This is a genomic window from Modestobacter sp. L9-4, assembly GCF_019112525.1.
Lineage (GTDB): Bacteria > Actinomycetota > Actinomycetes > Mycobacteriales > Geodermatophilaceae > Modestobacter.
The window spans coordinates 1,232,147-1,258,753 of record NZ_CP077800.1 but is presented as its reverse complement, the minus strand read 5'-3'; the positions used below and the strand labels follow the sequence as shown (position 1 = coordinate 1,258,753).

Sequence of the window (26,607 nt, the reverse complement as noted above, 5' to 3'; positions counted from 1 at the left end):
CATGTAGCCGTGTCCGCCACGCTGCTCGCCCGCTCCCTCGCCGCCGGTCACGGCGCCCGGGTCCTGTTCGCCGACCTCGACCTCGTGGTCGCCCCCGGCGACGTCGTCGGCCTGGTGGGGGTCAACGGCGCCGGCAAGTCGACGCTGCTGCGGACCCTGGCCGGGGTGCTGCCCGCCGAGGCCGGGGAGGTCGTGCTCAGCCCGCCGTCGGCGACGGTCGGCTACCTGCCGCAGGAGCACGAGCGGCTGCCGGGGGAGACCGTGCTCGACGCCCTCGCCCGGCGCACCGGGGTCGCCGACGCCCAGCGCGTGATGGACGGCGCGCTCGAGGCGCTCACCGCTGGGGAGCACGGCGCCGACGACGCCTACGCCGACGCCCTGGAGCGCTGGCTGGCCCTGGGCGGTGCCGACCTGGCCGAGCGGTCGGGCGAGGTGGTCGCCGAGGTCGCGCCGGGGGTGGCCCTGGACGCACCGATGACCGGGCTGTCCGGCGGGCAGGCCGCGCGGGTGGGGCTGGCCTCGCTGCTGCTGTCGCGCTACGACGTCCTGCTGCTCGACGAGCCCACCAACGACCTGGACCTGGCCGGGCTGGACCAGCTCGAGCGGTTCGTCACCCGGCTGCGCACCGGGGTCGTGCTGGTCAGCCACGACCGCGAGTTCCTGGCCCGCACGGTCACCCGGGTGGTCGAGCTGGACCTGGCCCAGCAGCTGGTGCGGGTGCACGACGGCGGCTACGAGGCCTACCTGGTCGAGCGGGAGGTCGCCCGCCGGCACGCCCGCGAGGACTTCGAGGAGTTCGCCGACACCAAGGCCTCGCTGGAGGCCCGCGGGCAGATGCAGCGCAACTGGATGGCCAAGGGCGTGCGCGACTCGATCAAGAAGTCCAAGGACGGCGACAAGCACATCAAGGCCGCCGCCCGGGCGAGCTCGGAGAAGCAGGCGGCGAAGGCCAAGCAGACCGAGCGGCGGATCGAGCGGCTGGAGGTGGTCGAGGAGCCGCGCAAGGAGTGGGAGCTGCGGATGGAGATCGCGCCCGCTCCCCGCTCGGGGACCGTCGTGGCCACCCTGAACGGTGCCGTCGTCCGGCGCGGGGCGTTCACCCTCGGCCCGCTGGACCTGCAGGTCGCCTGGGGTGACCGGGTGGCCATCACCGGCGCCAACGGCTCGGGCAAGTCGACCCTCCTCGGTGCGCTGCTCGGCCGGGTCCCGCTGGCCGAGGGGACGGCGTCGCTGGGCTCGGGCGTGCGGCTGGGCGAGGTGGACCAGGTGCGCGGGCTGTTCCTCGGCGACGAGCCGCTGGCGACGGCGTTCGGCGCGGAGGTGCCCGACCTGCCCGACGCCGAGGTGCGCACGCTGCTGGCCAAGTTCGGGCTGCGCGCCGACCACGTGATGCGCCCGGCCGGCACCCTGTCGCCGGGGGAGCGGACCCGGGCGGCGCTGGCGCTGCTGCAGGCCCGCGGGGTGAACGTGCTGGTGCTCGACGAGCCGACCAACCACCTGGACCTGGCCGCGATCGAGCAGCTGGAGCAGGCGCTGGCCGACTACCCGGGCACGCTGCTGCTGGTCACCCACGACCGGCGGATGCTGGAGGCGGTGCACACCACCCGGCGGTTCGCCGTCGCCGACGGGCGGGTGACGGAGTCCTGAGGCGACCCGGCTGAGGTGTCCTGCCGGGCACGAACCGGCGGGCACGACCCGCCGGAGACAGCTCCGCCCGCTCGGCCTGGTGGCCGGGCGGGCGGGGAGTCGCGGTACGAGCGCGGGGCTGGTGGTGCCCCCGGCAGGATTCGAACCTGCGCCCCTGCCTCCGGAGGGCAGTGCTCTATCCCCTGAGCTACGGGGGCTCGTACGTGCGGTGCTGCGGTGGTGCTGCGCTCCGCTCCCGCTCGGCGCCGGTGGGACGTTACCAGCCCCCGGCCGGGGCCCGGTCGGGGGCTCCGGTCGGGGGCTGGTCGGTCAGGGAGCGGGCAGCGGGCTGCCGCCGCGCGAGCGCAGCATCTGCTCCATCGTCGTGGTCTCCGCGGTCTGGCTCTGCGCGATCGACCGGGCCAGGCTGCGGACCGCGGGCAGCGAGGCGTGCTCCTCGCCGTACTGCGCCATCTCCAGCCCGCCCTGGTGATGCCGGGTCATCAGCTGCAGGAAGAGCACGTCGAACGCCGTCCCGGTCGCACCGCGCAGCTGGGCGAGCTCGGTCTCGGTGGCCATGCCCGGCATCACCGCCCCGTCGGCGGCCGCGGCCGGGTCGACGCCGTGCGCCCCGCCCATGCCGCTCATGCCGCCCATGTCGTGACCGGACATCGCGCCGTCGTCCATCCAGCCCATGACCTCACCGCTGGTCGCCGGCAGGCCCCACAGCGCCAGCCAGCCCTGCATCCGGCCGGCCTGGTTGGTCTGGGTGGCGGAGATGTCGAAGGCCAGCCGCTTGACCTCGTCGTCGGAGCTGTTGGTCTGCGCCAGGTTGGCCATCTCGACGGCCTGCAGGTGGTGGCGGGACATGTCCCGGGAGAAGCCGGCGTCCACCGAGTCCGCCGTCGGGGTGGCGGTCGAGCCGATGCCGAGGGCCACGGCCAGCCCGCCGCCGGCCACCAGCAGGCCGACGGCGATGACCGCCACCAGCACCGCGGTCAGGGCCCGCGGTCGTGACGCCGGGGGCTGCGGGGTGGGCTCGGTCATCGGGGTGCCTCTCCGGTGGACGGCGGCGCGCCGGGCGCCGCCGGGTGCGCGGTGGTCAGGGCGCGGGGGTCCCGCTGACCGGCGCGTCGCTGGGCACCGCGCCGGTGCCGCCGCCGACCCGGGTCTGGTCGCCGACCACCAGCGGGTTCGAGATGAAGTTCGGGTTCTCGCAGGTCGCGCCCGGCTCGGGGGTGAACTCGTTGTTCAGCACCATGAAGTCGACGTACTGCTCGACCCGCTTGTCGGTGGCGGAGTCGACGAACAGCTGGTGGTTCCAGGACTGCAGGCTGATCGGGGACTTGAGGCCCACGTAGGGGGACATCAGCATCCCGCCGCGGCCCTCGACCAGGCCCTTGAGCACGTCGAGGTCGCCGTCGGCGATGGTGTCCGGGTTGTAGGTGATCCACACGGCGCCGTGCTCGAGGCTGTGGACGGCGTTCTCGTGCCGGATGTCGACGTCGTAGACGGTGCCGGTGCAGTCGGCCCACTCGTTGTCGTGCGGGCCGCCGACCGGGGGCGACTCGGTGTAGGTGACCGGCGTCGTGACGTGCTGGGCGCCGGCGTAGTCGAAGGTGGCGATGCCGGGGATCTGGTCGGCCGAGGTCACCTTGTCGGCGTTGGCCCGGTTGACGCTGATCACCGCGTAGCCCAGGACGGCGACGGCGAAGACGGCCACGGCCACGGCGGCGGCGATCAGGCCCCAGGGACGCTGGGGGGAGACGACGTTCACCGGCGGCCGGGTACGGCCCTTGCCGCCGGTCGCGCCGGCACGGGTGGCGCCACCGTTCCGGGCCTTCGGGTCCTTGGCCACTGCCGCTCCTGACTGCTGTGCGTCTCACGCGCTGCTCACCGGTGAGGCCTCGGGCCCCGTCCGTCCCGGGGCGGGAGTCCCGTCCGGCGGCAGCGAGTGTAGGTCGCCGGCCTGTGGGGGACCGCCCACTGCTGGTCGTCGGCGTGCTCACCCTGTGGGACGCGGAGCGGGCTGGTCAGAAGTGGGATGCCCTGCTCCGTACGATCGAGCGGTGACACCCGAGCAGCTCAGCGACGTCGTCCGGTCCGCAGTCGCGGCGGCCGTGGAGCGCGGCACGCTCGCGGTCGACGTCCCCGACGCGGTCGTGATCGACCGGCCGAAGAACCCCGAGCACGGCGACTACGCCACCAACGTGGCCATGCGGCTGGCCAAGCCCGCCGGCCGGCCGCCCCGCGAGGTCGCCGAGGCCGTCGCCGCCGAGCTCCGCGCGGCGACCGGCATCGCCGCCGTCGACGTGGCCGGGCCGGGCTTCCTCAACATCACCCTCGCCAAGGACGCCCTCGGCCAGGTGGCGGTGAACGCGGTGACCGCGGGGGAGGCCTACGGGCGCACCGACACCCTCGCCGGGCAGCGGCTCAACCTGGAGTTCGTCTCGGCCAACCCGACCGGTCCCGTGCACATCGGCGGCACCCGGTGGGCAGCCGTCGGCGACGCGCTGGGCCGGCTGCTCACCGCCAGCGGTGCCGAGGTGTCCCGCGAGTACTACTTCAACGACGCCGGCTCCCAGATCGACCGGTTCTCCGCCAGCCTGATGGCGGCGGCGAACGGCCGGCCGGTGCCCGAGGACGGCTACGCCGGCGACTACATCGGCGAGATCGCCGGCCAGGTCGTCGCGGCCGAGCCCGGCGTGCTCGAGCTGCCCGAGGACGCCCAGCAGGAGCGCTTCCGGGTGCACGGCGTCGAGCTGATGTTCGCCGAGATCAAGCGCAGCCTGGCCGGCTTCGGCGTCGTCTTCGACACCTACTTCTCCGAGAAGACGCTGCACGACAGCGGCGCGCTGGACAAGGCCGTGGCGCGGCTGCGGGAGCAGGGGCACGTCTACGAGTCCGACGGCGCGGTCTGGCTGCGGACGACGGACTTCGCCGACGACAAGGACCGGGTGCTGGTCAAGAGCGACGGCGAGCCCACCTACTTCGCCGCCGACTGCGCCTACTACCTGGACAAGCGCGAGCGGGGCTTCGACCGGGTCGTGATCATGCTGGGCGCCGACCACACGGGTTACGTGGGCCGGTACAAGGCGCTGGTCGCGGCGATGGGCGACGACCCGGCCACGAACCTGGAGATCCTGATCGGCCAGCTGGTCAACCTGGTCCGCAACGGCGAGCCGGTGCGGATGAGCAAGCGGGCCGGCACGGTCGTCAACCTCGAGGACCTCGTCGACGCGATCGGCGCCGACGCCGCCCGGTACGCGCTGGCCCGGGCCTCGGTGGACCAGACGATCGACCTCGACCTCGACGCCTGGACCAGGAAGACCAACGACAACCCGGTCTTCTACGTCCAGTACGCCCACGCCCGGATCGCCTCCCTGCTGCGGGGGGCGACCGATCTCGGCCTGCCGCTGGGCGAGGCCGGCGACGTCGACACCGCGCTGCTGGAGACCCAGCGGGAGAGCGACCTGCTGCGGGCGATCGCGGAGTTCCCCCAGGTGGTGTCCTCGGCCGCCGAGCTGCGCGCCCCGCACCGGGTCGCCCGGTACCTGGAGGAGCTGGCCGGCACCTACCACCGGTTCTACGACTCCTGCCGGGTGCTGCCGCGCGGTGACGAGGAGGCCACGCCGCTGACCACCGCCCGGCTGTGGCTGTGCGCCGCGACCGCCACCGTGCTGCGCAACGGCCTGACCGTGCTCGGCGTCTCCGCCCCGGAGCGCATGTGAGCACCCACCAGCGGCGGCAGTGGCCACTCCCGCCCTCCTGCAGTCGAGAGGACCGACCGTGAGGGCGCACCCGGCCGGCCCGCTGCACGGCAACATCTCGCCGCCGCCGGCCGCGGGGCCGGCGCCCGAGGACCTCGGCGCGCTCGACCCCGCGGTCTGGCCGCGGTCAGCCACCCGCGTCGACGGCGAGCTGCACCTGGCCGGCCGCGCGGTGACCGACCTGGCCCGCGAGCACGGCACCCCGCTGTTCGTGCTCGACGAGGCCGACTTCCGCAGCCGGGCCGCTGACTTCGCCGGCGCGTTCGCCGGCGCCGACGTGCACTACGCGTCCAAGGCGTTCCTCTGCGGGCAGGTCGCCCGCTGGGTCGCCGAGGACGGGCTGCACCTGGACGCCTGCAGCGGCAACGAGCTGGCCCTCGCGCTGGCCGCCGGGTTCCCGGCGGAGCGGATCGCGCTGCACGGCAACAACAAGTCGCTGCTGGAGCTGCAGCTGGCCGCCGACGCCGGCATCGGCCACGTGGTGCTGGACTCCTTCGACGAGATCGAGCGCCTGGTGCCGATCGCCGCGGCCCGGGTGGCTGCTGGCGGCACGCCGGTGCCGGTGCTGATCCGCTCCACGGTCGGCATCGAGGCGCACACCCACGAGTTCATCGCCACCGCGCACGAGGACCAGAAGTTCGGCTTCTCCCTCGCCACCGGTGACGCGCTCACCGCCGCGGTCCGGGTGATCCGGGAGCCGGCGCTGCACCTGTCGGGGCTGCACAGCCACATCGGCTCGCAGATCTTCGACACCGCCGGCTTCGAGGCCGCCGCGCACCGCGTCGTCGGCCTGATGGGCCAGGTGCACCAGGCCACCGGGGAGGTCCTCGGCGAGCTCAACCTCGGCGGTGGGTTCGGCATCGCCTACCTGTCCGACGACGACCCGGTGAGCCCTGCCGACGTCGCCGTGAAGCTCCGCTCGGTGGTCGCGTCCGAGTGCGCCGCGCTCGGGCTGCCGGTGCCGCGGCTGGCCGTGGAGCCGGGCCGGGCCATCGCCGGGCCGGGCACGGTCACCCTCTACGAGATCGGCACCATCAAGCCGGTGCGCCTCGGCGGGGGAGGCGGTGCCCCGGGTGCCCCGCTGGTGCGCAACTACGTGTCCGTCGACGGCGGGATGAGCGACAACATCCGCACCGCCCTCTACGACGCCAGCTACACCTGCGTGCTGGCCAACCGCAGCTCCACCGCACCGCCGGCGCTGTGCCGGGTGGTGGGCAAGCACTGCGAGAGCGGTGACGTGCTGGTCCGCGACCTGTGGCTGCCCAGCGACGTCCAGCCCGGCGACCTGCTGGCGGTCGCCGCGACCGGCGCCTACTGCTGGTCGATGGCCAGCAACTACAACTACCTGCTCAAGCCCCCGGTGGTCGCCGTGCGGGACGGCGCGGCCACCGAGATCGTCCGGCGGCAGACACTGGCCGACGTGTTCGCCCTCGACGCCGTCCTCGCCGGCGTCCCCGCCCCCAGTCCGGCGATCGACCAGCCGGCACCCGAGCACCCGGTCGGAGCCACCTCGTGAGCGAGCCCCTGAAGGTCGCGCTGCTGGGCTGCGGCACCGTCGGCGGTGCCGTGCTGCGGCTGCTGTCGGAGCAGTCCGACGACCTCGCCGCCCGTGTGGGCCGCCGGATCGAGGTGGCCGGGGTCGCCGTCCGCCGTCCCGACCGGCACCCCGACGTCCCGGCCGAGCTGCTCACCACCGACGCGATGGCGCTGGTCACCCGCCCGGACGTCGACCTGGTGGTCGAGGTGATCGGCGGCATCGAGCCGGCCCGCTCGCTGCTGCTGGCCGCGATGGCCGCGGGCAAGTCCGTGGTCAGCGCCAACAAGACGCTGCTGGCCGACGACGGGGTGGCGCTGCACGCCGCGGCCGCCGACGGCGGGGTCGACCTGTACTACGAGGCCGCCGTCGCCGGTGCGATCCCGCTGCTGCGCCCGCTGCGGGAGTCCCTGGCCGGTGACCAGCTGCGCCGCGTGGTCGGCATCGTCAACGGCACGACGAACTACATCCTGTCCCGGATGGCCGAGACCGGCGCCGGGTTCGGGGAGGCGTTGGCCGAGGCCACCGAGCTGGGCTACGCGGAGGCCGACCCGACCGCCGACGTCGACGGCTTCGACGCCGCCGCGAAGGCCGCGATCCTCGCCTCGCTGGCCTTCCACTCCCCGGTCACCGCCGCCGACGTGTACCGCGAGGGCATCTCCGCGGTCTCGGCCACCGACGTCGCCCGGGCCGCCGAGATCGGCTGCACGGTCAAGCTGCTGGCGATCTGCGAGCGGGTGACCGGGGCCGAGGGCGCCGACGACGCGGTGGCCGTGCGCGTGCACCCGGCGATGATCCCGACCACGCACCCGCTGGCCGCGGTCGGCGGGGCGTTCAACGCCGTCTTCGTCGAGGCCGAGGCCGCCGGTGAGCTGATGTTCTACGGCCGCGGTGCCGGCGGTGAACCGACCGCCAGCGCCGTCCTCGGCGACCTGGTCGCCGTGGCCCGCAACCGCGTCAACGGCGTGGCCGGCCCGGGGACGACGGGCTACGCCGGGCTGACCGTCCGCCCGATGGCCGACACCCCCACCCGCTACCACGTGAGCCTGGACGTCGCGGACGTGCCCGGCGTGCTGGCCCAGGTCGCGCAGGAGTTCGCCGCGCACGGCGTCAGCATCGCCACCGTCCGCCAGGACGGGCACGGCGACGCCGCCACGCTGGTCATCGTCACCCACCGGGCGCCCGACGCGGCGCTGGCCACCACGGTGGACAACCTGCGGGAGATGCCCGCTGTCCGGGGCGTCACCAGCGTCCTACGAGTCGAGGGGCTCTCATGACCAGCACGACGTTGCGCGGAGCTGTCTCACCGTTCTGGCCCGGGCTGATCGAGGCCTACCGGCACCGGCTGCCGGTGAGCCCCTCGACTCCGGTGGTGACCCTGCAGGAGGGCGCCACCCCGCTGGTGCCCGCACCCGAGCTGTCCCGGCGCACCGGCTGCGAGGTGTTCCTCAAGGTCGAGGGCGCCAACCCGACCGGGTCGTTCAAGGACCGCGGCATGACGATGGCGATCACCAAGGCCCTCGAGGAGGGCGCCAAGGCCGTCATCTGCGCCTCCACCGGCAACACCAGTGCGAGTGCGGCGGCCTACGCCGCCCGCGCCGGGCTGACCTGCGCCGTCCTGGTCCCGCAGGGCAAGATCGCCACCGGCAAGCTGGCCCAGGCGCTGGTGCACGGTGCCAAGCTGCTGCAGGTCCAGGGCAACTTCGATGACTGCCTGGCACTCGCGAGCAAGCTCGCCATCGACTACCCGGTGAGCCTGGTCAACAGCGTCAACCAGTACCGCATCGAGGGCCAGAAGACCGCCTCGTTCGAGATCGTCGACGTCCTGGGCGACGCCCCCGACATCCACTGCCTCCCCGTGGGCAACGCCGGCAACATCACCGCCTACTGGCAGGGCTACCGCGAGTACGCCGCCGACGGACCGGCCACGCACACCCCGCGGATGTGGGGCTTCCAGGCCGCCGGTGCCGCCCCGATCGTGACCGGCAAGGTGGTCGAGCACCCCGAGACGATCGCCACCGCCATCCGGATCGGCAACCCCGCGTCCTGGACCAAGGCCCTGGCCGCCCGCGACGACTCCGGTGGCCGGATCGACGCCGTCACCGACCGGGCGATCCTGGCCGCCTACCGGCTGCTCGCCCGCAGCGAGGCCGTCTTCGTCGAGCCCGCGTCGGCCGCCTCGGTGGCCGGGCTGCTGCAGGTCGCCGAGGCCGGCGGACTGGAGCCGGGCCAGCGGGTCGTCTGCACGGTCACCGGCAACGGGCTCAAGGACCCCGAGTGGGCGATCTCCGGCGCGCCGGTGCCGGTCACCATCCCGGTCGACGCCGCCGCGGCGGCCGCCCAGCTCGGTCTCTGAGTGGCCGGCGTCCGCATCCGGGTCCCGGCCACCAGCGCCAACCTCGGGCCGGCCTACGACTGCGCGGGACTGGCGCTCAGCTGCTGGGACTCCCTCGACGTCGAGGTCACCGACGGCGGCCTGTCCGTCGAGGTGACCGGCGAGGGCGCGGGGGAGCTGCCCACCGACGAGTCGCACCTGGTCGTGCAGGCCTTCCGCGCGGCGTGCGCCGAGCTGGGCTGGACGCCGCCGGGGCTGCGGATCACCGCGCACAACGGCATCCCGCAGGGCCGGGGGATGGGGTCGTCCGCCGCCGCCGTCACCGCCGGGGTGCTGGCTGCGTGGGCGCTGTGCCCCGACGTGACCGTCGACGACGCGGCCGTCCTGCGGCTGTGCTCCGAGATCGAGGGCCACCCCGACAACGTGGCCCCCTGCCTGCTGGGCGGGGCCACCCTGTCGTGGACGACGCCGACGGGTGCGCGGGCCGCGCGCCTGGCCGTCGACCCGCACGTCAGCCCGGTGCTCTTCGTCCCGGCGACGACGCTGTCGACCCACCTGGCCCGCGGGCTGCTCCCGGCCACCGTGCCGCACGCCGACGCCGCGCACGCCGCGGGCCGGTCGGCATTGCTCGTGCACGCCCTTACCGCCGACCCGTCTTTGCTCCTGGACGCCACCGAGGACCGGCTGCACCAGGCGCAGCGGGCGCCGGCGATGCCCGACAGCGCCGCGCTGGTGGCCCGGCTGCGCGCCGACGGTCGTGCGGCCGTCGTCTCCGGCGCCGGTCCGTGCGTGCTGGCGCTGGCCGTGCTCGGCCCCGGCGAGCACGCGGGTGACCCGGCCTCGGCCGCGGCCGTGCGGGAGCTCGCCGCCGCGGTCCCCGACGGCTGGACCGCCCTGCCGCTGCGCGTCGACCACGACGGCGCGGTCGTGACCGCGCTGGGCGTTGATCACGGTGCGGTATCGTCTGAGCTGCCTGGAGCACACCGGTGACGGACTGTGTTGTGGGCGAGGAAGGCCTGTGTCTAGGCTGACCACGTAGCCGCCTCCGGGCGCGCCTCGAGCGGGGCGTGGGCCGCGATCCGTCGCCGCCGACCTCCTCGCACCTCCACAGACCCGTGCACTCCCCGCCGACGCGGACGTCCACACCAGGGCTCTCGCCTCAGGGAGCGGGTCACCTCCTGCGCTGGTAGGCGCAGGTCACCGCAGGGAAGGACCTGTACGTGAGCGAGACCACCGACCTCCTCGACGGCGCACCGTCCGACGAGGCAGCCGCCGGCAACGGAGCGGCCGCCCGCTCCCGCCGCCGCGGCACCGGCCTGGCCGGGATGCTGCTGCCCGAGCTGCAGCGCCTGGCCGGCGAGCTGGGCATCCCCGGCACCGGCAAGATGCGCAAGAGCGACCTCGTCGCCGCCATCTCCGAGCGGCAGGTGGGCGAGTCCGGCAGCAACGGCTCCGCCGCCCCCGCCGCTGAGCACACCCCCGCGCCGCGCGCCGACAGCACCCCGGCCGACGCCGGCTCGGACAGCGCCCCCAGCAGCGCACCCACCACCGACAGCGCCGCCGTCGACACCGCCGCCGTCGACAACGCGCCCACGGGTGGCGTCGCGACCTCGGCCGCGCCGCTCGAGGCGCCGGTCAGCGGTGGCGCCAACGGGGGCCCGGTCACCGGCGCCCCCGAGCAGACCACGAACGACAGCAGCTCCGACGGCGCCCCCACCGGCCGTCGCCGCCGGGGTGCCAGCCGCCCGGCCGGCGCCCCCACCACCGACACCGTCGAGACGCCGGCCGAGCCGGCCGCCGCCGACGAGGCCCCGGTCCAGGCCGGCGCTCGCGACGCCCAGGCCGAGACCCGTACCGACGGTGAGCGCCCGCCGCGGACCCGCCGCGAGCGCGCCGCCCGTGACGGTGGCGACCGTCCGGCCCGTGACGGTGGCGAGCGTCCGGCTCGTGATGGTGGCGAGCGTCCCGCCCGCGATGGTGGCGAGCGTCCGGCTCGTGACGGTGCCGAGCGTCCCGCCCGCGATGGTGGCGAGCGTCCGGCCCGTGACGGTGGCGAGCGTCCGGCCCGCGATGGTGGCGAGCGTCCGGCCCGCGATGGTGGCGAGCGTCCGGCCCGTGACAGTGGCGACCGCGACGAGCGTGGCCCCCGCGAGGACCGCACCCGTGACGCGGCGCGGGACGGCGGCCGCGACGGCGCCGGCCGGGAGAACGCCCGGGACGGCGAGGAGCGCGGCGGCCGCAACCGCAACCGCACCGACGGCGCCCGCACCGGCAACGACGGTGCCCGCGACGGCCGTGAGGGAGCCCGGGACGGTGCCCGCGACGGCCGGGACGGTGCCCGCGACGGCCGGGACGGTGCCCGCGACAGCCGCGACGGTGCCCGCACCGACGCCCCGCGCGCCGACCGCGACGCCCGCCCCGACGAGGACGACGACGACTTCGACGGCCGTGGCCGCCGGGGCCGCCGGTACCGCGACCGCAACCGGCGCGGTGGCACCACCACCGGTGGCCGTGAGCGCTTCGACTCCGGCGAGCCGGCCGTCAGCGACGATGACGTCCTGCTGCCGGTCGCCGGCATCCTGGACGTGCTCGACAGCTACGCCTTCGTGCGCACCTCCGGCTACCTGACCGGCCCGAACGACGTCTACGTCTCCCTGGCCCAGGTGCGCCGCTACGGCCTGCGCCGCGGTGACGCGATCACCGGTGCGGTCCGCCAGCCCCGCGAGGGCGAGAAGAAGGACAAGTACAACGCCCTCGTCCGGCTCGAGTCGGTCAACGGCCTGGACCCCGAGCAGGCCAAGGACCGCCCGGAGTTCACCAAGCTGACCCCGCTCTACCCGCAGGACCGTCTGCGGCTGGAGACCGAGTCGCACCTGATGACCACCCGGGTCATGGACCTGGTCATGCCGATCGGCAAGGGCCAGCGCGCCCTGATCGTCAGCCCGCCGAAGGCCGGCAAGACCATGGTGCTGCAGTCGATCGCCAACGCCATCGCGGTGAACAACCCCGAGGTCCACCTCATGGTCGTGCTCGTCGACGAGCGGCCCGAGGAGGTCACCGACATGCAGCGCTCGGTGAAGGGCGAGGTCATCGCCTCGACCTTCGACCGGCCGCCGGCCGACCACACCACGGTCGCCGAGCTCTCCATCGAGCGGGCCAAGCGCCTGGTCGAGATGGGCCACGACGTCGTCGTCCTGCTGGACTCGATCACCCGGCTGGGCCGCGCCTACAACCTGGCGGCCCCCGCCAGCGGGCGCATCCTCTCCGGTGGTGTCGACTCCACGGCGCTCTACCCGCCGAAGCGCTTCCTCGGTGCCGCCCGCAACATCGAGAACGGCGGCTCGCTGACGATCATCGCCTCGGCGCTGGTCGAGACCGGCTCCACGATGGACACGGTCATCTTCGAGGAGTTCAAGGGCACCGGGAACGCCGAGCTCAAGCTCGACCGCCGGCTGGCCGACAAGCGGGTCTTCCCCGCCGTCGACGTGAACGCCTCCAGCACGCGCAAGGAGGAGATCCTCCTGTCCCCGGACGAGCTGGCGATCGTGATCAAGCTGCGCCGGGTGCTGTCGGCGCTGGAGCCCCAGCAGGCGCTGGAGCTGCTGCTCGACCGCATGCGCAAGACCCGCAACAACATCGAGTTCCTCATGCAGGTCCAGAAGACGACCCTGGGCCTGGGCGAGAAGGAATAAGGACCTCCCTGCCCCCCGCCACGAGCGAGCTCGCGGCGGGGCCCTGCAGGGAGGCCGGGGGCGGCCCCTGGAAGGGGGCCGTTCCATCACCTCGCCGGGGCCGTACACTGGCCCATCGAGCCTTCGTCGCGTGGGTCGGCCAGACCCCGGCGGCGTGCGAGACACCGACCACGAGACCAGAGAGAGGGTGTACCGGCATGAAGGCCGACATCCACCCGGACTACCACGTCACCACGGTGACCTGCGGTTGCGGCAACACGTTCCAGACCAAGAGCACGGCGGCCGGCGGCACCATGACCGTCGAGACCTGCTCGGCCTGCCACCCGTTCTACACGGGCAAGCAGCGCATCCTGGACACCGGTGGCCGCGTCGCCCGCTTCGAGAAGCGGTTCGGCAAGCGCAACGCCGGCGCCAGCACCGACGCCGAGAAGTAGCACCCCCGACGGCGCCTGTGCCGCTCTCCTCCGAGAGCGGCACAGGCGCCGTCGTCATGTCCGGACCCCCGTCCCGAACCCCGACCCAGGAGCGTGCCCGTGAGCAGTCCCGAGTCCGGCAGCGACCGGCTCGCCGGCCTGCTCGCCGAGCACCGCGAGCTGGAGGCCGAGCTGGCCGACCCGGCCGTGCACGCCGACGCCGCCCGAGCCCGCCGGCTGGGCCGCCGCTACGCCTCGCTGGCCCCGGTCGTCGAGACCGCCCGCGCGCTCGACGCGGCCCGCGACGACCTGGGTGCCGCCCGTGAGTTCGCCGCCGACGACCCGTCCTTCGTCGCCGAGGCCGAGCAGCTCGAGGCCACCGTCGGGGAGCTGAGCGGGAAGCTCACCGAGCTGCTGCTGCCCAAGGACCCCGACGACGAGAAGGACGTCATCCTCGAGGTCAAGGCGGGGGAGGGCGGCGCGGAGTCCGCGCTGTTCGTCGGCGACCTGCTGCGGATGTACCTGCGCTACGCCGAGCGGCGGGGCTGGGCGACCGAGGTCCTGGAGGCGGTCCCGGCCGAGCTCGGCGGCTACAAGGACGTCGCGGTGGCCATCAAGTCCCGCACCGAGGAGGGCATCTTCTCCCGGCTGAAGTTCGAGGCCGGCGTCCACCGGGTGCAGCGCGTGCCGGTGACGGAGTCCCAGGGCCGCATCCACACCTCCGCGGTCGGCGTCCTGGTGCTGCCCGAGGCCGAGGACGTCGACGTGTCGGTCGACCCCAACGACCTGCGCATCGACGTCTTCCGCTCCTCCGGGCCCGGCGGGCAGAGCGTGAACACCACCGACTCCGCCGTCCGGATCACCCACCTGCCCACCGGCGTCGTGGTCAGCTCGCAGAACGAGAAGAGCCAGCTGCAGAACCGCGAGTCCGCGCTGCGCGTGCTGCGCTCCCGGCTGCTGGCCGCCGCCCGCGAGGAGGCCCAGGCCACGGCGTCGGACCAGCGCCGCAGTCAGGTCCGCACGGTCGACCGCAGCGAGCGGGTGCGCACCTACAACTACCCGGAGAACCGCATCTCCGATCACCGGGTGGGGTTCAAGGCGCACAACCTCGACGCCGTCCTGGACGGTGAGCTGGACCCGGTGCTGGACGCGCTCACCGCCGCCCACACCGAGGAGCTGCTGGCGGGGGAGTCCTGACCGCCCAGCAGCTCGTCCGCGAGGCCGCCGCCCGGCTGGCCGCGGCCGGCGTGGAGTCCCCGCGCGTGGACGCCGAGCTGCTGCTGGCCGCCGTCCTCGGCGTCTCCCGCACGGCGCTGCTCACCGCCGGCGAGGTCAGCGAGGACGCCGCCGCCCGGTTCGGGGCACTGGTCGAGCAGCGGGCTGACCGGGTGCCGCTGCAGCACCTCACCGGGACGGCGCCCTTCCGCCACCTCGAGCTGTCCGTCGGCCCGGGGGTGTTCGTGCCGCGGCCGGAGACCGAGCTGCTGGCCGGCTGGGTGCTGGAGCGGATCGCCGGGCTGGCCGCACCCACCGTCGTCGACCTGGGCACCGGGTCCGGCGCGATCGCCCTGGCCGTGGCCAACGAGCACCCCGGCGTCCGGGTGCTGGCCGTCGAGCGCGACCCCGGCGCGATCGAGTGGACCCGGCACAACGCCGCCACCCGTGCCGCGGCCGGTGACACCCCGGTCGAGGTGCTCGCCGGGGACATGACCGACCCGGACCTGCTCGCCGAGCTCGACGGCACCGTCGACGTCGTGGTGTCCAACCCGCCCTACGTCCCCGACGACGCGCGGCTGCCCCGCGAGGTCGTCGACCACGACCCGCCGCTGGCGTTGTGGGGCGGTCCCGACGGGCTGGACGTCGTCCGCGGGCTGCTGGGCACCGCCGCGCGGCTGCTGCGGCCGGGCGGGTGGCTGGGCATCGAGCACGCCGACCTGCAGGGCAGCTCGCTGCCGGCGCTGGTGCGGGCGCACGGCCGGTGGACCGACGTCGCCGACCACGCCGACCTGGCCGGCCGGCCGCGCCACACGACCGCTCAGCGCTCCGGGCACCACGCCGCGACGTAGGCCGGGTCGCCGGGCAGCGTGACGTCGAGGTCGCGGCGCTGCACGCTCAGCCCCGGGACGGCGCAGGCCGCGGAGAAGCCCTCGTCGGTGTACTCGACGTCCAGCACGGTGCCGTAGGCGGCGGTGTAGCCGGTGCACTCGTCGTAGCGGCCGCAGTCCTCGGCCACGGCGTAGTCGAAGCCGAGACCGGCACCGGTCAGCTCCGGGGCGTTCTTCTGCCCGATCGCCAGCCCGGCGGCGTGCGCGCGGTCGGTCAGGGCGCGGGCCATCGCCGCGGCGTCGTCGGTGTCCAGCAGGCCGTCGGAGCGGGTCCAGCTGTCGAGGTTGTCCGGCTCGACCGCGGTGAACCCGGCCGCCGCGCAGGCGTCGAGCCACGGGCCGACGACGTCGAGCGCCCGGTCGCGCTGCGCCGGCGTGGAGACGTCCACCAGGAACTCACCGGGCCAGTCCGGGTCCTCCACGAGGTCGCCGCCGGCCGCGTGCAGCAACAGGTCCGCAGGCCACTCGGTGGTGCCCGGCTGGGTCTGGAAGGCGTTGACGTAGCAGGCCGACCACACCCCGGCGGCCGGGGCAGCGGTGCGGTCGCGGACGACGCCGGCGACGCCCGCCGCCGGTGGGTAGGGGCCGCCGAGCTGGTAGTCGACCCGGGCACCGGCGGGCAGCCCGGTCAGCGCGGCGACCGCCGGCCCGGACGGCGGTGCGGCCGCCGGCTCGTCCGGCGCGCCGCAGCCGGCCAGCAGGACGACGACGGCGGCGCACACCGCGGGTACACCCACCTGTTGCACGGGCGCAGCGTAGGTGGGGGAGACTCCCGAGCCGTGGCCGACCTCTACGACTGCAGCGACCCCGACCAGCGCGAGACGGGGCTGACCGCCGCCGCCCTCGCGCTGTCCCGCGGCGACCTGGTGCTCACCCCGACCGACACCGTCTACGGGGTGGCGGCCGACGCGTTCACCCCCGCCGCGGTGGGCAAGCTGCTGGCGGCGAAGAACCGTGGCCGCAACATGCCCGTGCCGGTCCTCATCGGCGAGTCCTCGACGCTGGCCGGGCTGGTGGCGAACGTCCCCGCGGTGGCCACGAAGCTGGCCGAGGCGTTCTGGCCCGGCGGTCTGACCCTGGTCGTGGAGCACGCCCCGACGCTCGCCTGGGACCTCGGCGACTCCGAGGGCACGGTCGCCGTCCGGCTGCCCGCCGACGACATCACCCGCGACCTGCTGCGGCGCACCGGCCCGCTCGCGGTCTCCAGCGCCAACCGGTCGGGCCGCCCGGCCGCGACGACCGCCGCCGAGGCGGTCTACCAGCTGGGGGAGCGGGCCGCGGTGGTCCTCGACGGCGGCCCGCGCACCAACTCGGCGGCCAGCACCATCGTCGACTGCACCGCACCGGTCCCGCGGGTCCTGCGCCTGGGCGCCGTCGACCTCGACAGCCTCCGCGAGGTCGTCCCCGAGATCACCGACTGAGCGGGCCTCCTCGCTCGCGGCGGGCTCTGCAGCGGGCCGGGACGCACCACGGGAGCACCGCGACGTGCGTCCTCCGGACGTGACCACGGCGTCGTCCGGAGGACGAGCGGGGAGCGCGGCGCGGGCCGGGAGGGTCCCGTCGTCCTCGGACCGGGCGGCCCGGCGTCGGTGGGGACGGCACCTGGCCGCGGTGCGGTCCGGAGGATCGTGAGGGCAGAGCGATACCGTGGTGCGACAGCCGCGCGCCCCTCTCCCCAGGTGCACGCGGGCACCGGCACCGAGCAGCAGGAGTGCACCCGCGATGAGCACCCCGGCCACCACCCCCTACTGGGGTCCTGACTTCGACGCGCTGGCCGCCTTCGACCCGGAGATCTCCAGCGTCGTCGTCGACGAGCTGGACCGCCTCCGCAGCGGCCTGCAGCTGATCGCCAGCGAGAACTTCACCAGCCCGGCGGTCCTCGCCGCGCTGGGGAGCACGCTGTCGAACAAGTACGCCGAGGGCTACCCGGGACGCCGCTACTACGGCGGCTGCGAGGTCGTCGACCGGGCCGAGACCCTGGGCATCGAGCGCGCCAAGGAGCTCTTCGGCGCCGAGCACGCCAACCTGCAGCCGCACTCCGGTGCGAGCGCGAACCTGGCCGCCTACGGCGCCTTCCTGCAGCCGGGCGACACCATCCTGGGCATGGCGCTGCCGCACGGCGGCCACCTGACCCACGGCACCAAGGTCTCGTTCTCGGGCAAGTGGTTCAACGCCGTCCAGTACGGGGTCGACCCGAAGACGGAGCACATCGACTACGACCAGGTGCGCGACCTGGCCCGCGAGCACCGGCCGAAGCTGATCATCGCCGGCGGTTCGGCGATCCCGCGGCTGATCGACTTCGCCGCCTTCCGCGAGATCGCCGACGAGGTCGGCGCGATCTTCATGGTCGACGCGGCGCACTTCATCGGCCTGGTCGCCGGCAAGGCGATCCCCTCGCCGGTGCCCTATGCCGACGTCGTCACCTTCACCACGCACAAGGTGCTGCGGGGCCCGCGCGGCGGGGCGATCGTCTGCAAGGCCGAGCACGCCAAGGCCATCGACAAGTCGGCGTTCCCGATGATGCAGGGCGGACCGCTCATGCACGCGATCGCCGCCAAGGCGGTGAACCTGAAGGAGTGCCTGCAGCCGGAGTACCAGGCCTACACCCGCCAGGTCGTCGCCAACGCCCAGGCGCTCACCGCCGGGCTGGCCGCCGAGGGACTGCGTCCGGTCGCCGGGGGCACCGACACCCACCTGGCGCTGCTGGACCTGCGCGAGGTCACCGACACCGCCGGCGAGCTGGTCACCGGCAAGGTCGCCGAGGCCCGCTGCGACGCTGCCGGCATCGTGCTGAACAAGAACGCGATCCCCTTCGACCCGCAGCCGGCCTCGATCGCCTCCGGCATCCGGGTCGGCAGCCCCTCGGTCACCACGCAGGGGATGGTCGAGGCCGACATGGCCGAGATCGCCTCCCTCATCGGCACGGCGATCCGGGACGCCGACGGCTCCCGCACCGCCGAGGTCGCCGCGGGCGTCGAGAAGCTGGTCAGCGCCCACCCCGCGTACCCCGAGCCCGCCCGGACCGTCTGAGCCGATGCGCGAGTACGCCGTCGTCCTCCTGGTCGCCGCCCTGGTCACCTTCCTGGCCACCCCGGTGGTGCGGGTGGCGGCGGTCCGGTTCCGGGTGATGGCGGCGGTGCGCGACCGCGACGTGCACGTGATCCCGACCCCGCGCGGTGGGGGAGTGGCCATGTACCTCGGCGTCGCCGCCGGGGTGCTGGTCGCCGCCCAGCTGCCCTCGCTGCAGCGCAGCTTCGAGTTCAGCACCCAGACGATCGCCGTCCTGGTCGCCGGCGGGCTGATCTGCCTGCTCGGCATCCTCGACGACCGCTTCGAGCTGGACGCGCTGACCAAGCTGACCGGGCAGATCGCCTCCGCCGGGGTCATGGTGCTGCTGGGCGTGCAGCTGGCCTACCTGTTCCTGCCGGTGGCCGACATCGGGACGCTGTCGCTCGGGCCGGACGTCGGCGTGCCGGCGACCATCGCGCTGACGGTGCTGACGGTCAACGCGCTGAACTTCATCGACGGGCTCGACGGGCTGGCCGCCGGGGTCTCGGCGATCGCGGCCCTGGCGTTCTTCGCCTACAGCTACCACCTCGGTCTGGTCGGCTACGACGACGTGGCCAGCGCCCCCGCGCTGATCACCGCCGTGCTGGCCGGGGCGTGCCTGGGCTTCCTGCCGCACAACTTCAACCCGGCCCGGATCTTCATGGGCGACTCGGGGTCGATGCTGGTCGGGCTGATGCTCTCGGCCGCGGCCGTGTCGGCGACCGGGCAGACCGACTCCCAGACGCTGAGCTCGGCGGCGGGCCTGCTGCCGCTGATGCTGCCGCTGCTGGTGCCGGTGGCGGTGCTCTTCATCCCCTTCGTGGACCTGGTGATGGCCGTCGTGCGGCGCACCAGGCGCGGCCAGTCGCCGTTCCGGCCGGACAAGATGCACCTGCACCACCGGCTGCAGTCGATCGGGCACTCGCACCGCCGGGCCGTCCTGATCATCTACTTCTGGGCCGCCCTGCTCAGCTTCGGCGCCGTCGCCCTGTCGATCACCGGGGGCACCGTCGAGGTGCTCGTCGTGATCGGGGCGCTGCTGGTGGTCGGCGTGGTCGTCGTGCTGAGCCCGCGGGCCCGGCGCGACGCGATCGCCGCCCGTCAGGCCGAGGTCGCCGCGCAGAAGGAGCGCAGCCGCGCGGACCACCCGGCCAGCCGCGGCGTGCGAGGCGAGGGCCCGGGCCCCGTGGGCTTCCCGCCCGCCGGCCCCTCACCGACGGCTACGGTGCCTCGATGAGCACGAACCCGGAGCGGGGCGTCACCCCGTGGAGCCTGTCCTTCCTGCGCGCCGGGCTGCTGGCCAGTCTGCCGGCCGCCGGGCTCGCCGCCGTGGTCGTGGGTCTGGTCATCGGGTGGGCGGCCGCGGTGAGCGTGCTGCTCGGAGCCGCGGTGGTCGCGCTGTTCTTCTGCCTGTCCGGCGCGGTGATCGCCTGGGCGGGCCGCGTGGGTGATGCCTTCACCCTGCCTGCTGCCCTGGGCACCTTTGTCATCAAGGTGGCCGTCATCGGTGCAGTGTTCGAATCGCTCCCCGACGATGGCTGGCTCGACCTGCGTGTCCTCGGTTGGACCGTCATAGCTGGAGCGCTCTTCTGGAGCGTCGTGCAGAGTCGTTGGGTGTGGACCCGTCAGCTGTATTACGTCACGCCGCCAGCTTCTCCGCCTCCTCGTTGAGCCGCCGGGCCCTCGTGGTTTCAGGTTGACTTGCACCGTTGCTGAGCACTCGGCTAGCTCGTGGCGGCTAGGAGGCCAGCGCCGCCCCGCAACTTCCCACGGCGGGTGGGCGAGGTTCTTAGCTGGCTGGCGAGTTGGGCAGCCCTATTGGTTGAGCTGCCCAACCCGAGTTAGACCAGCCTTTGCCTTACCGGTGCGCTAGCACGCGACGAGGCCTCGCACGTCCCCACGACCGAGACCGACATACCAGGTGTAACTGCTGAAGGGGTTGATGGACGCGCAAGACGTGTCGGCTGCCCACGCGATGTCGGCCCGATAGACCCCGGCGGTACTGCACTGGTTGTAGCCCTGGATGCGGTAGCCGCTGGCGCTGCCTGAGCTGGAGTAGGTCGGAGTCACCCTGACGGACGTGCAGCCGGCCTGCGCCACTGACGTGGTCAGGATGGCTCCACCTGCAATGAGTGCCCCTGTAAGGGCGACTGTGGTGAGGGATGCTGCGGAACGGCGCATGATGACTCCTCAGGTTGCTGGCTGAGTGGTCTACCTCACTCTTCCTTACTGCTTGCTGTCAAGATGTCACTGCTTGCAACCGTTCTCATTGATGGGGCTCTTGAGGCTGAGCGGCGCATCACGCGTACGTCCATCCGTCTCGCCTCTGATGGGTGACCCGGAAAACCGCACGACAAGCGGCTGATAGTGTCCCGGGCGATGGCTGAGGACACCCCCGCCCGCGTGGGAGCCCGACCGCGACCTGGAACACCGGACGATCACCAGCCCAGCGGGGCTGATGTCGGCTGGGGGATCACCGGCACGATGTTGTCGGGGATCATCGTCTGGGGTGGTGTCGGGCTCGCGCTCGACCACTGGCTCGGAACGCGGTTCCTCGTCCTGGTCGGGTTGCTGCTGGGTCTGGGTGTCTCGATCTACATCATCGTCATGAAGTACGCCCCGCCCGTGCCGACGGCCGGTCGGGGGACAGGATTCAACACCTCGGGTGGCCGACGGAGTCAGCCCAGGACGCAGAAGGGACACCGGTGACCTCCAGCGCCCTCGCGCTCAGCGATGTGCTCGCCGCCAACGGCGAGGGGTTCGAACCCCCCAGCATCAACGAGTTCTACCCCGAGCCGATCGCGTCGTTCTCACTGCTCGGCGTCGACTTCGAGATCACCCGCATCACGCTGATCATGTGGATCGCCACGCTGGTCATCGGTGCGCTGCTGGTCGCAGCGGTCCGTCGGCCGACGATCGTGCCCGGCAAGATGCAGTGGCTCGCCGAGAGCGGCTACTCGCTGGTCCGCGATGGGATCGCGCGCGACGTCATCGGCCCCAAGGGCCTGCCGTTCGCCCCGTTCCTCGCCTCGCTCTTCTTCTTCATCCTCGCCAACAACGCGATGAGCATCATCCCGTTGGCGCAGATCTCGCCGAACTCCAAGTTCGCGATCCCGCTGGTCCTCGCGATCATGTGCTGGGTGCTCTACAACTACATCGGCATCCGCGAGCAGGGGGCGGCCAAGTACTTCAAGGACGCCGCCATCCCGCCGGGCGTGCCGAAGGCCGCGCTGATCCTGGTCACGCCGATCGAGCTGCTGCAGGTCTTCGTGATTCGGCCGTTCACCCTGGCCGTCCGGCTCTTCGCCAACATGTTCGCCGGCCACATGCTGCTGGCGGTGTTCTCCCTCGGCACCGCGTACCTGCTGACCGTCGGCAACTTCTCGATCATCTTCGCGCCGTTCTCGTTCGCCATGGCTCTGGTCATGACGTTCTTCGAGCTGCTGGTGATCGTGCTGCAGGCCTACGTCTTCACCGTCCTGATGGCCACGTACCTCAACGGTGCCGTCGAGCCTGCACACTGATCCACCGCACCACCCCACAGCCGCACCACCCGCACGACCCCGCCAGCCACCCGGACGACCGGGTGACCGACACAGGAGGAACACCGCACGATGGACGTTCTCGCTGAGATCTACGGCAGCATCGGCTCGGTCGGCTACGGCCTCGCCGCCATCGGCCCCGGCATCGGTGTCGGTGTCGTCTGGGCCGCCTACATCCAGGCGACCGCGCGTCAGCCCGAGTCCGCCGGTCTGACCCGCACCTATGCCTTCCTCGGTGCTGCCCTCTCCGAGGCGCTCGCGCTGATCGGTCTGGTCGTGCCCTTCATCTTCGGTGCCGGGCAGCCCGGCTGATCCACCGCACCCCGGACCGTTTCACTGACGTAGGGACGTGCAGAGCATGAACATCCTGGCTGCCGAAGAGGCCCACAACCCGCTGCTCCCGCCGCTGAGCGAGATCATCGTCGGCACCATCACGTTCGCGATCCTCGCGATCGTGCTGGTCAAGTTCGTCTTCCCGCAGATGGAGAAGACGTTCGTGGCCCGCCGTGAGGCGATCGAGGGCGGCATCGAGCGTGCCGAGGCCATGCAGGCCGAGGCCAAGGCCGCCCTGGAGCACTACCGGGCGCAGCTGGCCGAGGCGCAGGCCGAGGCCGCGAAGATCCGCGACGACGCCCGGGCCGAGGGCCAGCAGATCATCGAGGAGCTCCGCGCCCAGGCGCAGGCCGAGTCGGCCCGCATCGTGGCCCGCGGCGAGGAGCAGCTCACCGCGTCCCGTCAGCAGGTCCTCAACGAGCTGCGCGGTCAGATCGGCACGCTCGCCGTCGACCTGGCCGGCCGTGTCGTCGGTGAGTCCCTCGCCGACGACGCCCGTCGCAGTGGCACCGTCGACCGGTTCCTCGACCAGCTCGACGGCATGTCGGCGACCGCCGGCTCCGCCGACGGTCGCGGTGGCAGCACGGCGTTCGTCCCCCAGGACGCCCGCTGATGCACGCCTCCAGCCGGGCCGCGATGGAGGAGTCGCGCGCCAGCCTGCAGCAGCACACCGCGGGGGCGCAGAGCCGCACCCGCGGTGAGGCCCTGCTGAAGCTGGCCGACGAGCTCTACGCCGTGGCGCACGTGCTCGACGCCCAGCCCTCGCTCCGCCGGGCCCTGTCGGACGCCTCCGTGCGTCCGGAGGACCGGGCGGGCCTGGCCCGTCGTCTGCTGTCGGCCCAGGTCGGCGCCGACACCCTCGCCGTGGTCGAGACGGTCGCGCGGCAGCGCTGGTCGCGGCCGCTGGACCTCGTCGAGGCCACCGAGACCCTCGCGATCGAGGCGGCGCTCGACGCCGCCGACGCCCGCGGGGAGCTCGACAGCGTGGAGGACGAGCTGTTCCGGTTCTCCCGCATCGTGGCCGGCGACGACGACCTCGCCCGGATCCTGGGCAACCGGTCGGCGCCGCGCGAGGGCAAGACCGCCCTGCTCGACCGGCTGCTGACCGGCAAGGTCAGCCCGGTCACCGAGCGGCTCGTCCGGAACTCCCTGACCAGCTCGCACGTGCACAACGCGGAGAACGAGGTCGAGCGGTTGTCCACGGCGGCGGCCCGCCGGCGTGGCCAGTCGGTCGCCCACGTGGTCAGCGCGGTCCCGCTGACGGCTGCTCAGGAGCAGCGGCTGACCGAGACCCTCGGCCGGCTGTACGGGAGGACGATGGGCCTGCAGGTCCAGGTCGACCCCGACGTGCTCGGCGGTCTGGTGATCCGCGTCGACGACGAGGTCATCGACGGCAGCATCGCGCACCGCCTGGACGAAGCCGGTCGCCGCCTGGCCGGCTGACCGACCGCCCCACGCGGGACGGCACCGCCGACCGCGCGCTCCATCGCACCACCACAGACACCAGCAGAAGAGGACGCGAAGCCATGGCCGAGCTGACGATCTCCGCGGACGAGATCCGCAGTGCGATCCAGAACTACGTCTCCGACTACACCCCGGACGTCTCCCGGGAAGAGGTCGGGGTCGTCACCGAGGCCGGCGACGGCATCGCCCGGGTCGAGGGCCTGCCCTCGGTCATGACCAACGAGCTCCTCGAGTTCGAGGGCGGCGTCCGCGGTCTGGCGCTGAACCTCGACGTGCGCGAGGTCGGCGTCGTGATCCTGGGCGACTTCGCCGGCATCGAGGAGGGCCAGACGGTCCGCCGGACCGGCGAGGTCCTCTCCGTGGCCGTCGGCGACGGTTACCTGGGCCGGGTCGTCGACCCGCTCGGCAACCCGATCGACGGTGCCGGCCCGATCGCCACCACCGGCCGTCGCGCCCTGGAGCTGCAGGCGCCCTCGGTGGTGCAGCGCCAGTCGGTGCACGAGCCGATGCAGACCGGCATCAAGGCCATCGACGCCATGACCCCGATCGGCCGTGGCCAGCGTCAGCTGATCATCGGCGACCGGCAGACGGGCAAGTCGGCCATCGCGCTGGACACGATCATCAACCAGAAGCAGGCCTGGGCGACCGGGGACCCGTCGCAGCAGGTGCGCTGCATCTACGTCGCCGTGGGCCAGAAGGGCTCCACCATTGCCGCCACGCGTGCGGCGCTGGAGGACGCGGGCGCGATGGAGTACACGACCATCGTCGCCGCCCCGGCCTCCGAGCCGGCCGGCTTCAAGTACATCGCCCCCTACACCGGCTCGGCCATCGGCCAGCACTGGATGTACGAGGGCAAGCACGTCCTGATCGTGTTCGACGACCTGTCCAAGCAGGCCGAGGCCTACCGCGCCGTGTCGCTGCTGCTCCGTCGTCCGCCGGGCCGTGAGGCCTACCCCGGCGACGTCTTCTACCTGCACTCCCGCCTGCTGGAGCGCTGCGCGAAGCTGTCCGACGAGCTGGGCGCGGGCTCGATGACGGGTCTCCCGCTCATCGAGACCAAGGGCAACGACGTGTCGGCGTACATCCCGACCAACGTCATCTCGATCACCGACGGCCAGATCTTCCTCGAGACGGGTCTGTTCAACTCCGGTGTCCGCCCGGCCATCAACGTCGGCGTCTCGGTGTCCCGCGTCGGTGGCTCCGCCCAGATCAAGGCGATGAAGTCCGTCGCCGGCCGTCTGCGGCTGGACCTGGCCCAGTACCGCGAGCTCGAGGCCTTCGCCTCGTTCTCCTCGGACCTGGACGCCTCCAGCCGGGCCACCCTGGACCGCGGTCAGCGGCTCGTCGAGCTGCTCAAGCAGGGTCAGTACTCGCCGTTCCCGGTCGAGCGCGAGGTCGTCTCGCTGTGGCTGGGCACGACCGGCAAGCTGGACCTGGTGCCGATCCCCGACGTGCGCCGCTTCGAGTCGGAGTTCCAGGAGTTCATCTCCCGGGGCGACAACACGATCTTCGACGACATCCGCAACTCCAAGCAGCTGTCCGCCGACACGGTGAGCAGCCTGGAGCGGGCCGTCGAGACCTTCTACGGCCGGTTCACCACCTCCGAGGGCGAGCGGCTCAAGGGCCACGAGCCCGAGGTCGAGGCCATGGCCGCCGGTGAGCGTGGCCAGGAGACCGTCCAGGTCAAGCGAGGCCGCTGACCATGGCCGGTTCCCTCCGCGCGCTGCGGCGCCGCATCCGCTCCACGCAGTCGACGAAGAAGATCTTCTCGGCTCAGGAGCTGATCGCCGGTGCCCGCATCGTGCGCGCCCAGGCCCGGGTGGAGGCCTCCAAGCCCTACGCCCGGGAGATCACCCGGGTGCTCTCGGCCCTGGCCGGGTCGGCCAGCCTGGACCACCCGCTGCTCACCGAGCGTTCCGGCGCCCGGCGGGTGGCGGTCCTGGTGATCACCTCCGACCGCGGGTTCGCCGGCTCGTACAACGTCAACGTCCTGCGTCGCACCGAGGAGCTCCTCGGCCTGCTGCGCAACGAGGGCAAGGAGCCGGTCCTCTACGTCGTCGGCCGCAAGGGCGAGACGTACTACCGGTTCCGTGACCGCGCGACCGTCGACTCGTGGACCGGCTTCTCCGAGCAGCCTCGGTACGAGGACGCCCAGGAGGTCGGCCGCGTCCTCATCGACGCCTTCACCGCCGGTGAGGACGACGACGAGACGGGTGTCGGCGCCGACGGCATCGAGGGCGTCGACGAGCTGCACATCGTCTACACCGAGTTCCGCTCGCTGCTGTCCCAGGTCCCCGTGGCCAAGCGGATGGCGCCACTGGTGGTCGAGGAGGTCGACGAGTTCCGCGACGACGCACCTGCGGTCGAGCGGAGCAGCGACGTCCCGACGTCGTACGAGTTCGAGCCGTCGGCGGAGGCGCTGCTGGACGCGCTGCTGCCGAAGTACATCACCACCCGGATCTACGCGGCACTGCTCGAGGCCGCGGCCTCGGAGTCGGCGTCGCGCCGCCGGGCGATGAAGTCGGCCTCGGACAACGCCGAGGAACTGGCGAAGAACCTCGCCCGGCAGGCCAACCAGGCGCGCCAGGCGGAGATCACCCAGGAGATCAGCGAGATCGTCGGCGGCGCCGACGCGCTGGTGACCGCGGGCTCGGACAACTGAGCACCTGAACGCCTGAGCACGATCCCGGTCGCGGCGGCATCCACCGCCGCGACCGGGGACACTCCAAGACGCAGATCGACAGC

24 protein-coding genes and 1 tRNA gene are annotated in these 26,607 nt (G+C 73.2%); 21 read left to right on the top strand and 4 right to left on the bottom strand.

Annotated features, from left to right (window positions below):
• Positions 1–9 precede the first annotated feature (9 nt).
• The gene (locus KUM42_RS05800) at positions 10–1,647 is read left to right on the top strand and encodes an ABC-F family ATP-binding cassette domain-containing protein (protein WP_237495764.1); all 1,638 of its coding nucleotides are present in this window, start codon (positions 10–12) and stop codon (positions 1,645–1,647) included.
• Positions 1,648–1,769: 122 nt separating this feature from the next.
• On the opposite strand, the gene KUM42_RS05795 is transcribed toward KUM42_RS05800, so the two are convergent.
• The 3 genes from KUM42_RS05795 to KUM42_RS05785 form a co-directional block, all read right to left on the bottom strand.
• Positions 1,770–1,844: transfer RNA gene (locus tag KUM42_RS05795), tRNA-Arg, on the bottom strand.
• 112 nt (positions 1,845–1,956) lie between these two features.
• The gene (locus tag KUM42_RS05790; RefSeq protein WP_237495762.1) at positions 1,957–2,673 is read right to left on the bottom strand and encodes a DUF305 domain-containing protein; all 717 of its coding nucleotides are present in this window, start codon (positions 2,671–2,673) and stop codon (positions 1,957–1,959) included.
• 55 nt (positions 2,674–2,728) lie between these two features.
• A complete protein-coding gene (locus tag KUM42_RS05785) occupies positions 2,729–3,484 on the bottom strand; it encodes a DUF3105 domain-containing protein (RefSeq protein ID WP_237495761.1) in 756 nt (251 codons plus the stop codon).
• A gap of 211 nt (positions 3,485–3,695) precedes the next feature.
• Here KUM42_RS05785 and argS point away from each other — a divergent pair, with 211 nt between their 5' ends.
• The 9 genes from argS (at position 3,696) to prmC (ending at position 15,436) form a co-directional block, all read left to right on the top strand.
• A complete protein-coding gene (gene argS, locus KUM42_RS05780) occupies positions 3,696–5,357 on the top strand; it encodes an arginine--tRNA ligase (protein WP_237495759.1) in 1,662 nt (553 codons plus the stop codon).
• Between the two features lie 58 nt (positions 5,358–5,415).
• Positions 5,416–6,912 carry a diaminopimelate decarboxylase gene (gene lysA, locus KUM42_RS05775; RefSeq protein WP_237495757.1) on the top strand — a complete coding sequence of 499 codons (1,497 nt, stop codon included), beginning with the start codon at positions 5,416–5,418 and terminating at the stop codon, positions 6,910–6,912.
• The gene (locus tag KUM42_RS05770) at positions 6,909–8,207 is read left to right on the top strand and encodes a homoserine dehydrogenase (protein WP_237495755.1); all 1,299 of its coding nucleotides are present in this window, start codon (positions 6,909–6,911) and stop codon (positions 8,205–8,207) included. The genes lysA and KUM42_RS05770 overlap by 4 nt, the downstream gene beginning before the upstream one ends.
• Positions 8,204–9,286, top strand: a complete 1,083-nt coding sequence (gene thrC, locus KUM42_RS05765; RefSeq protein WP_237495753.1) for a threonine synthase — start codon at positions 8,204–8,206, stop codon at positions 9,284–9,286. Before KUM42_RS05770 ends, thrC begins: the two co-directional genes overlap by 4 nt.
• The gene (gene thrB / locus KUM42_RS05760) at positions 9,287–10,255 is read left to right on the top strand and encodes a homoserine kinase (RefSeq protein WP_237495751.1); all 969 of its coding nucleotides are present in this window, start codon (positions 9,287–9,289) and stop codon (positions 10,253–10,255) included.
• A 230-nt stretch (positions 10,256–10,485) separates the two neighbouring features.
• Positions 10,486–12,957 (top strand): transcription termination factor Rho, encoded by a 2,472-nt coding sequence (rho, locus tag KUM42_RS05755; RefSeq protein ID WP_237495749.1) that lies wholly within the window; start codon positions 10,486–10,488, stop codon positions 12,955–12,957.
• Positions 12,958–13,154: 197 nt separating this feature from the next.
• Entirely contained in the window at positions 13,155–13,391 is a 237-nt protein-coding gene (gene rpmE / locus KUM42_RS05750) for a 50S ribosomal protein L31 (RefSeq protein WP_237495747.1), read from the top strand.
• A gap of 99 nt (positions 13,392–13,490) precedes the next feature.
• Positions 13,491–14,567, top strand: coding sequence for a peptide chain release factor 1 (prfA, locus tag KUM42_RS05745; protein ID WP_237495745.1), 1,077 nt, complete (start codon positions 13,491–13,493; stop codon positions 14,565–14,567).
• Positions 14,564–15,436, top strand: a complete 873-nt coding sequence (gene prmC, locus KUM42_RS05740; RefSeq protein ID WP_255557574.1) for a peptide chain release factor N(5)-glutamine methyltransferase — start codon at positions 14,564–14,566, stop codon at positions 15,434–15,436. The genes prfA and prmC overlap by 4 nt, the downstream gene beginning before the upstream one ends.
• On the opposite strand, the gene KUM42_RS05735 is transcribed toward prmC, so the two are convergent.
• Entirely contained in the window at positions 15,406–16,221 is an 816-nt protein-coding gene (locus KUM42_RS05735; protein WP_237495742.1) for an endo alpha-1,4 polygalactosaminidase, read from the bottom strand. The two genes, prmC and KUM42_RS05735, sit on opposite strands and share 31 nt — an antisense overlap.
• 33 nt (positions 16,222–16,254) lie before the next feature.
• Between KUM42_RS05735 and KUM42_RS05730 the strand changes: the two genes are divergently transcribed.
• The 11 genes from KUM42_RS05730 (at position 16,255) to KUM42_RS05680 (ending at position 26,524) form a co-directional block, all read left to right on the top strand.
• A complete protein-coding gene (locus tag KUM42_RS05730) occupies positions 16,255–16,896 on the top strand; it encodes an L-threonylcarbamoyladenylate synthase (RefSeq protein ID WP_237495740.1) in 642 nt (213 codons plus the stop codon).
• 301 nt (positions 16,897–17,197) lie between these two features.
• Entirely contained in the window at positions 17,198–18,505 is a 1,308-nt protein-coding gene (gene glyA, locus KUM42_RS05725; protein ID WP_237495738.1) for a serine hydroxymethyltransferase, read from the top strand.
• A gap of 4 nt (positions 18,506–18,509) precedes the next feature.
• Positions 18,510–19,760 (top strand): glycosyltransferase family 4 protein, encoded by a 1,251-nt coding sequence (locus KUM42_RS05720; RefSeq protein ID WP_237495735.1) that lies wholly within the window; start codon positions 18,510–18,512, stop codon positions 19,758–19,760.
• The gene (locus KUM42_RS05715) at positions 19,757–20,194 is read left to right on the top strand and encodes a hypothetical protein (RefSeq protein ID WP_237495732.1); all 438 of its coding nucleotides are present in this window, start codon (positions 19,757–19,759) and stop codon (positions 20,192–20,194) included. Before KUM42_RS05720 ends, KUM42_RS05715 begins: the two co-directional genes overlap by 4 nt.
• A 708-nt stretch (positions 20,195–20,902) precedes the next feature.
• The gene (locus KUM42_RS05710) at positions 20,903–21,232 is read left to right on the top strand and encodes a hypothetical protein (RefSeq protein ID WP_237495729.1); all 330 of its coding nucleotides are present in this window, start codon (positions 20,903–20,905) and stop codon (positions 21,230–21,232) included.
• Positions 21,229–22,047, top strand: a complete 819-nt coding sequence (gene atpB, locus KUM42_RS05705) for a F0F1 ATP synthase subunit A (protein WP_237495727.1) — start codon at positions 21,229–21,231, stop codon at positions 22,045–22,047. The genes KUM42_RS05710 and atpB overlap by 4 nt, the downstream gene beginning before the upstream one ends.
• 90 nt (positions 22,048–22,137) lie before the next feature.
• Positions 22,138–22,377, top strand: coding sequence for an ATP synthase F0 subunit C (gene atpE / locus KUM42_RS05700; protein WP_237495725.1), 240 nt, complete (start codon positions 22,138–22,140; stop codon positions 22,375–22,377).
• Positions 22,378–22,423: 46 nt separating this feature from the next.
• Positions 22,424–23,011: a F0F1 ATP synthase subunit B gene (locus KUM42_RS05695; RefSeq protein ID WP_237495724.1), complete on the top strand. Its 588-nt coding sequence runs from the start codon at positions 22,424–22,426 to the stop codon at positions 23,009–23,011.
• Positions 23,011–23,841, top strand: a complete 831-nt coding sequence (locus KUM42_RS05690; protein ID WP_237495722.1) for a F0F1 ATP synthase subunit delta — start codon at positions 23,011–23,013, stop codon at positions 23,839–23,841. Before KUM42_RS05695 ends, KUM42_RS05690 begins: the two co-directional genes overlap by 1 nt.
• Before the next feature lie 83 nt (positions 23,842–23,924).
• A complete protein-coding gene (gene atpA, locus KUM42_RS05685; RefSeq protein WP_237495721.1) occupies positions 23,925–25,562 on the top strand; it encodes a F0F1 ATP synthase subunit alpha in 1,638 nt (545 codons plus the stop codon).
• A gap of 2 nt (positions 25,563–25,564) precedes the next feature.
• Positions 25,565–26,524, top strand: a complete 960-nt coding sequence (locus KUM42_RS05680) for a F0F1 ATP synthase subunit gamma (protein WP_237495719.1) — start codon at positions 25,565–25,567, stop codon at positions 26,522–26,524.
• The last annotated feature ends 83 nt before the right edge of the window (positions 26,525–26,607 follow it).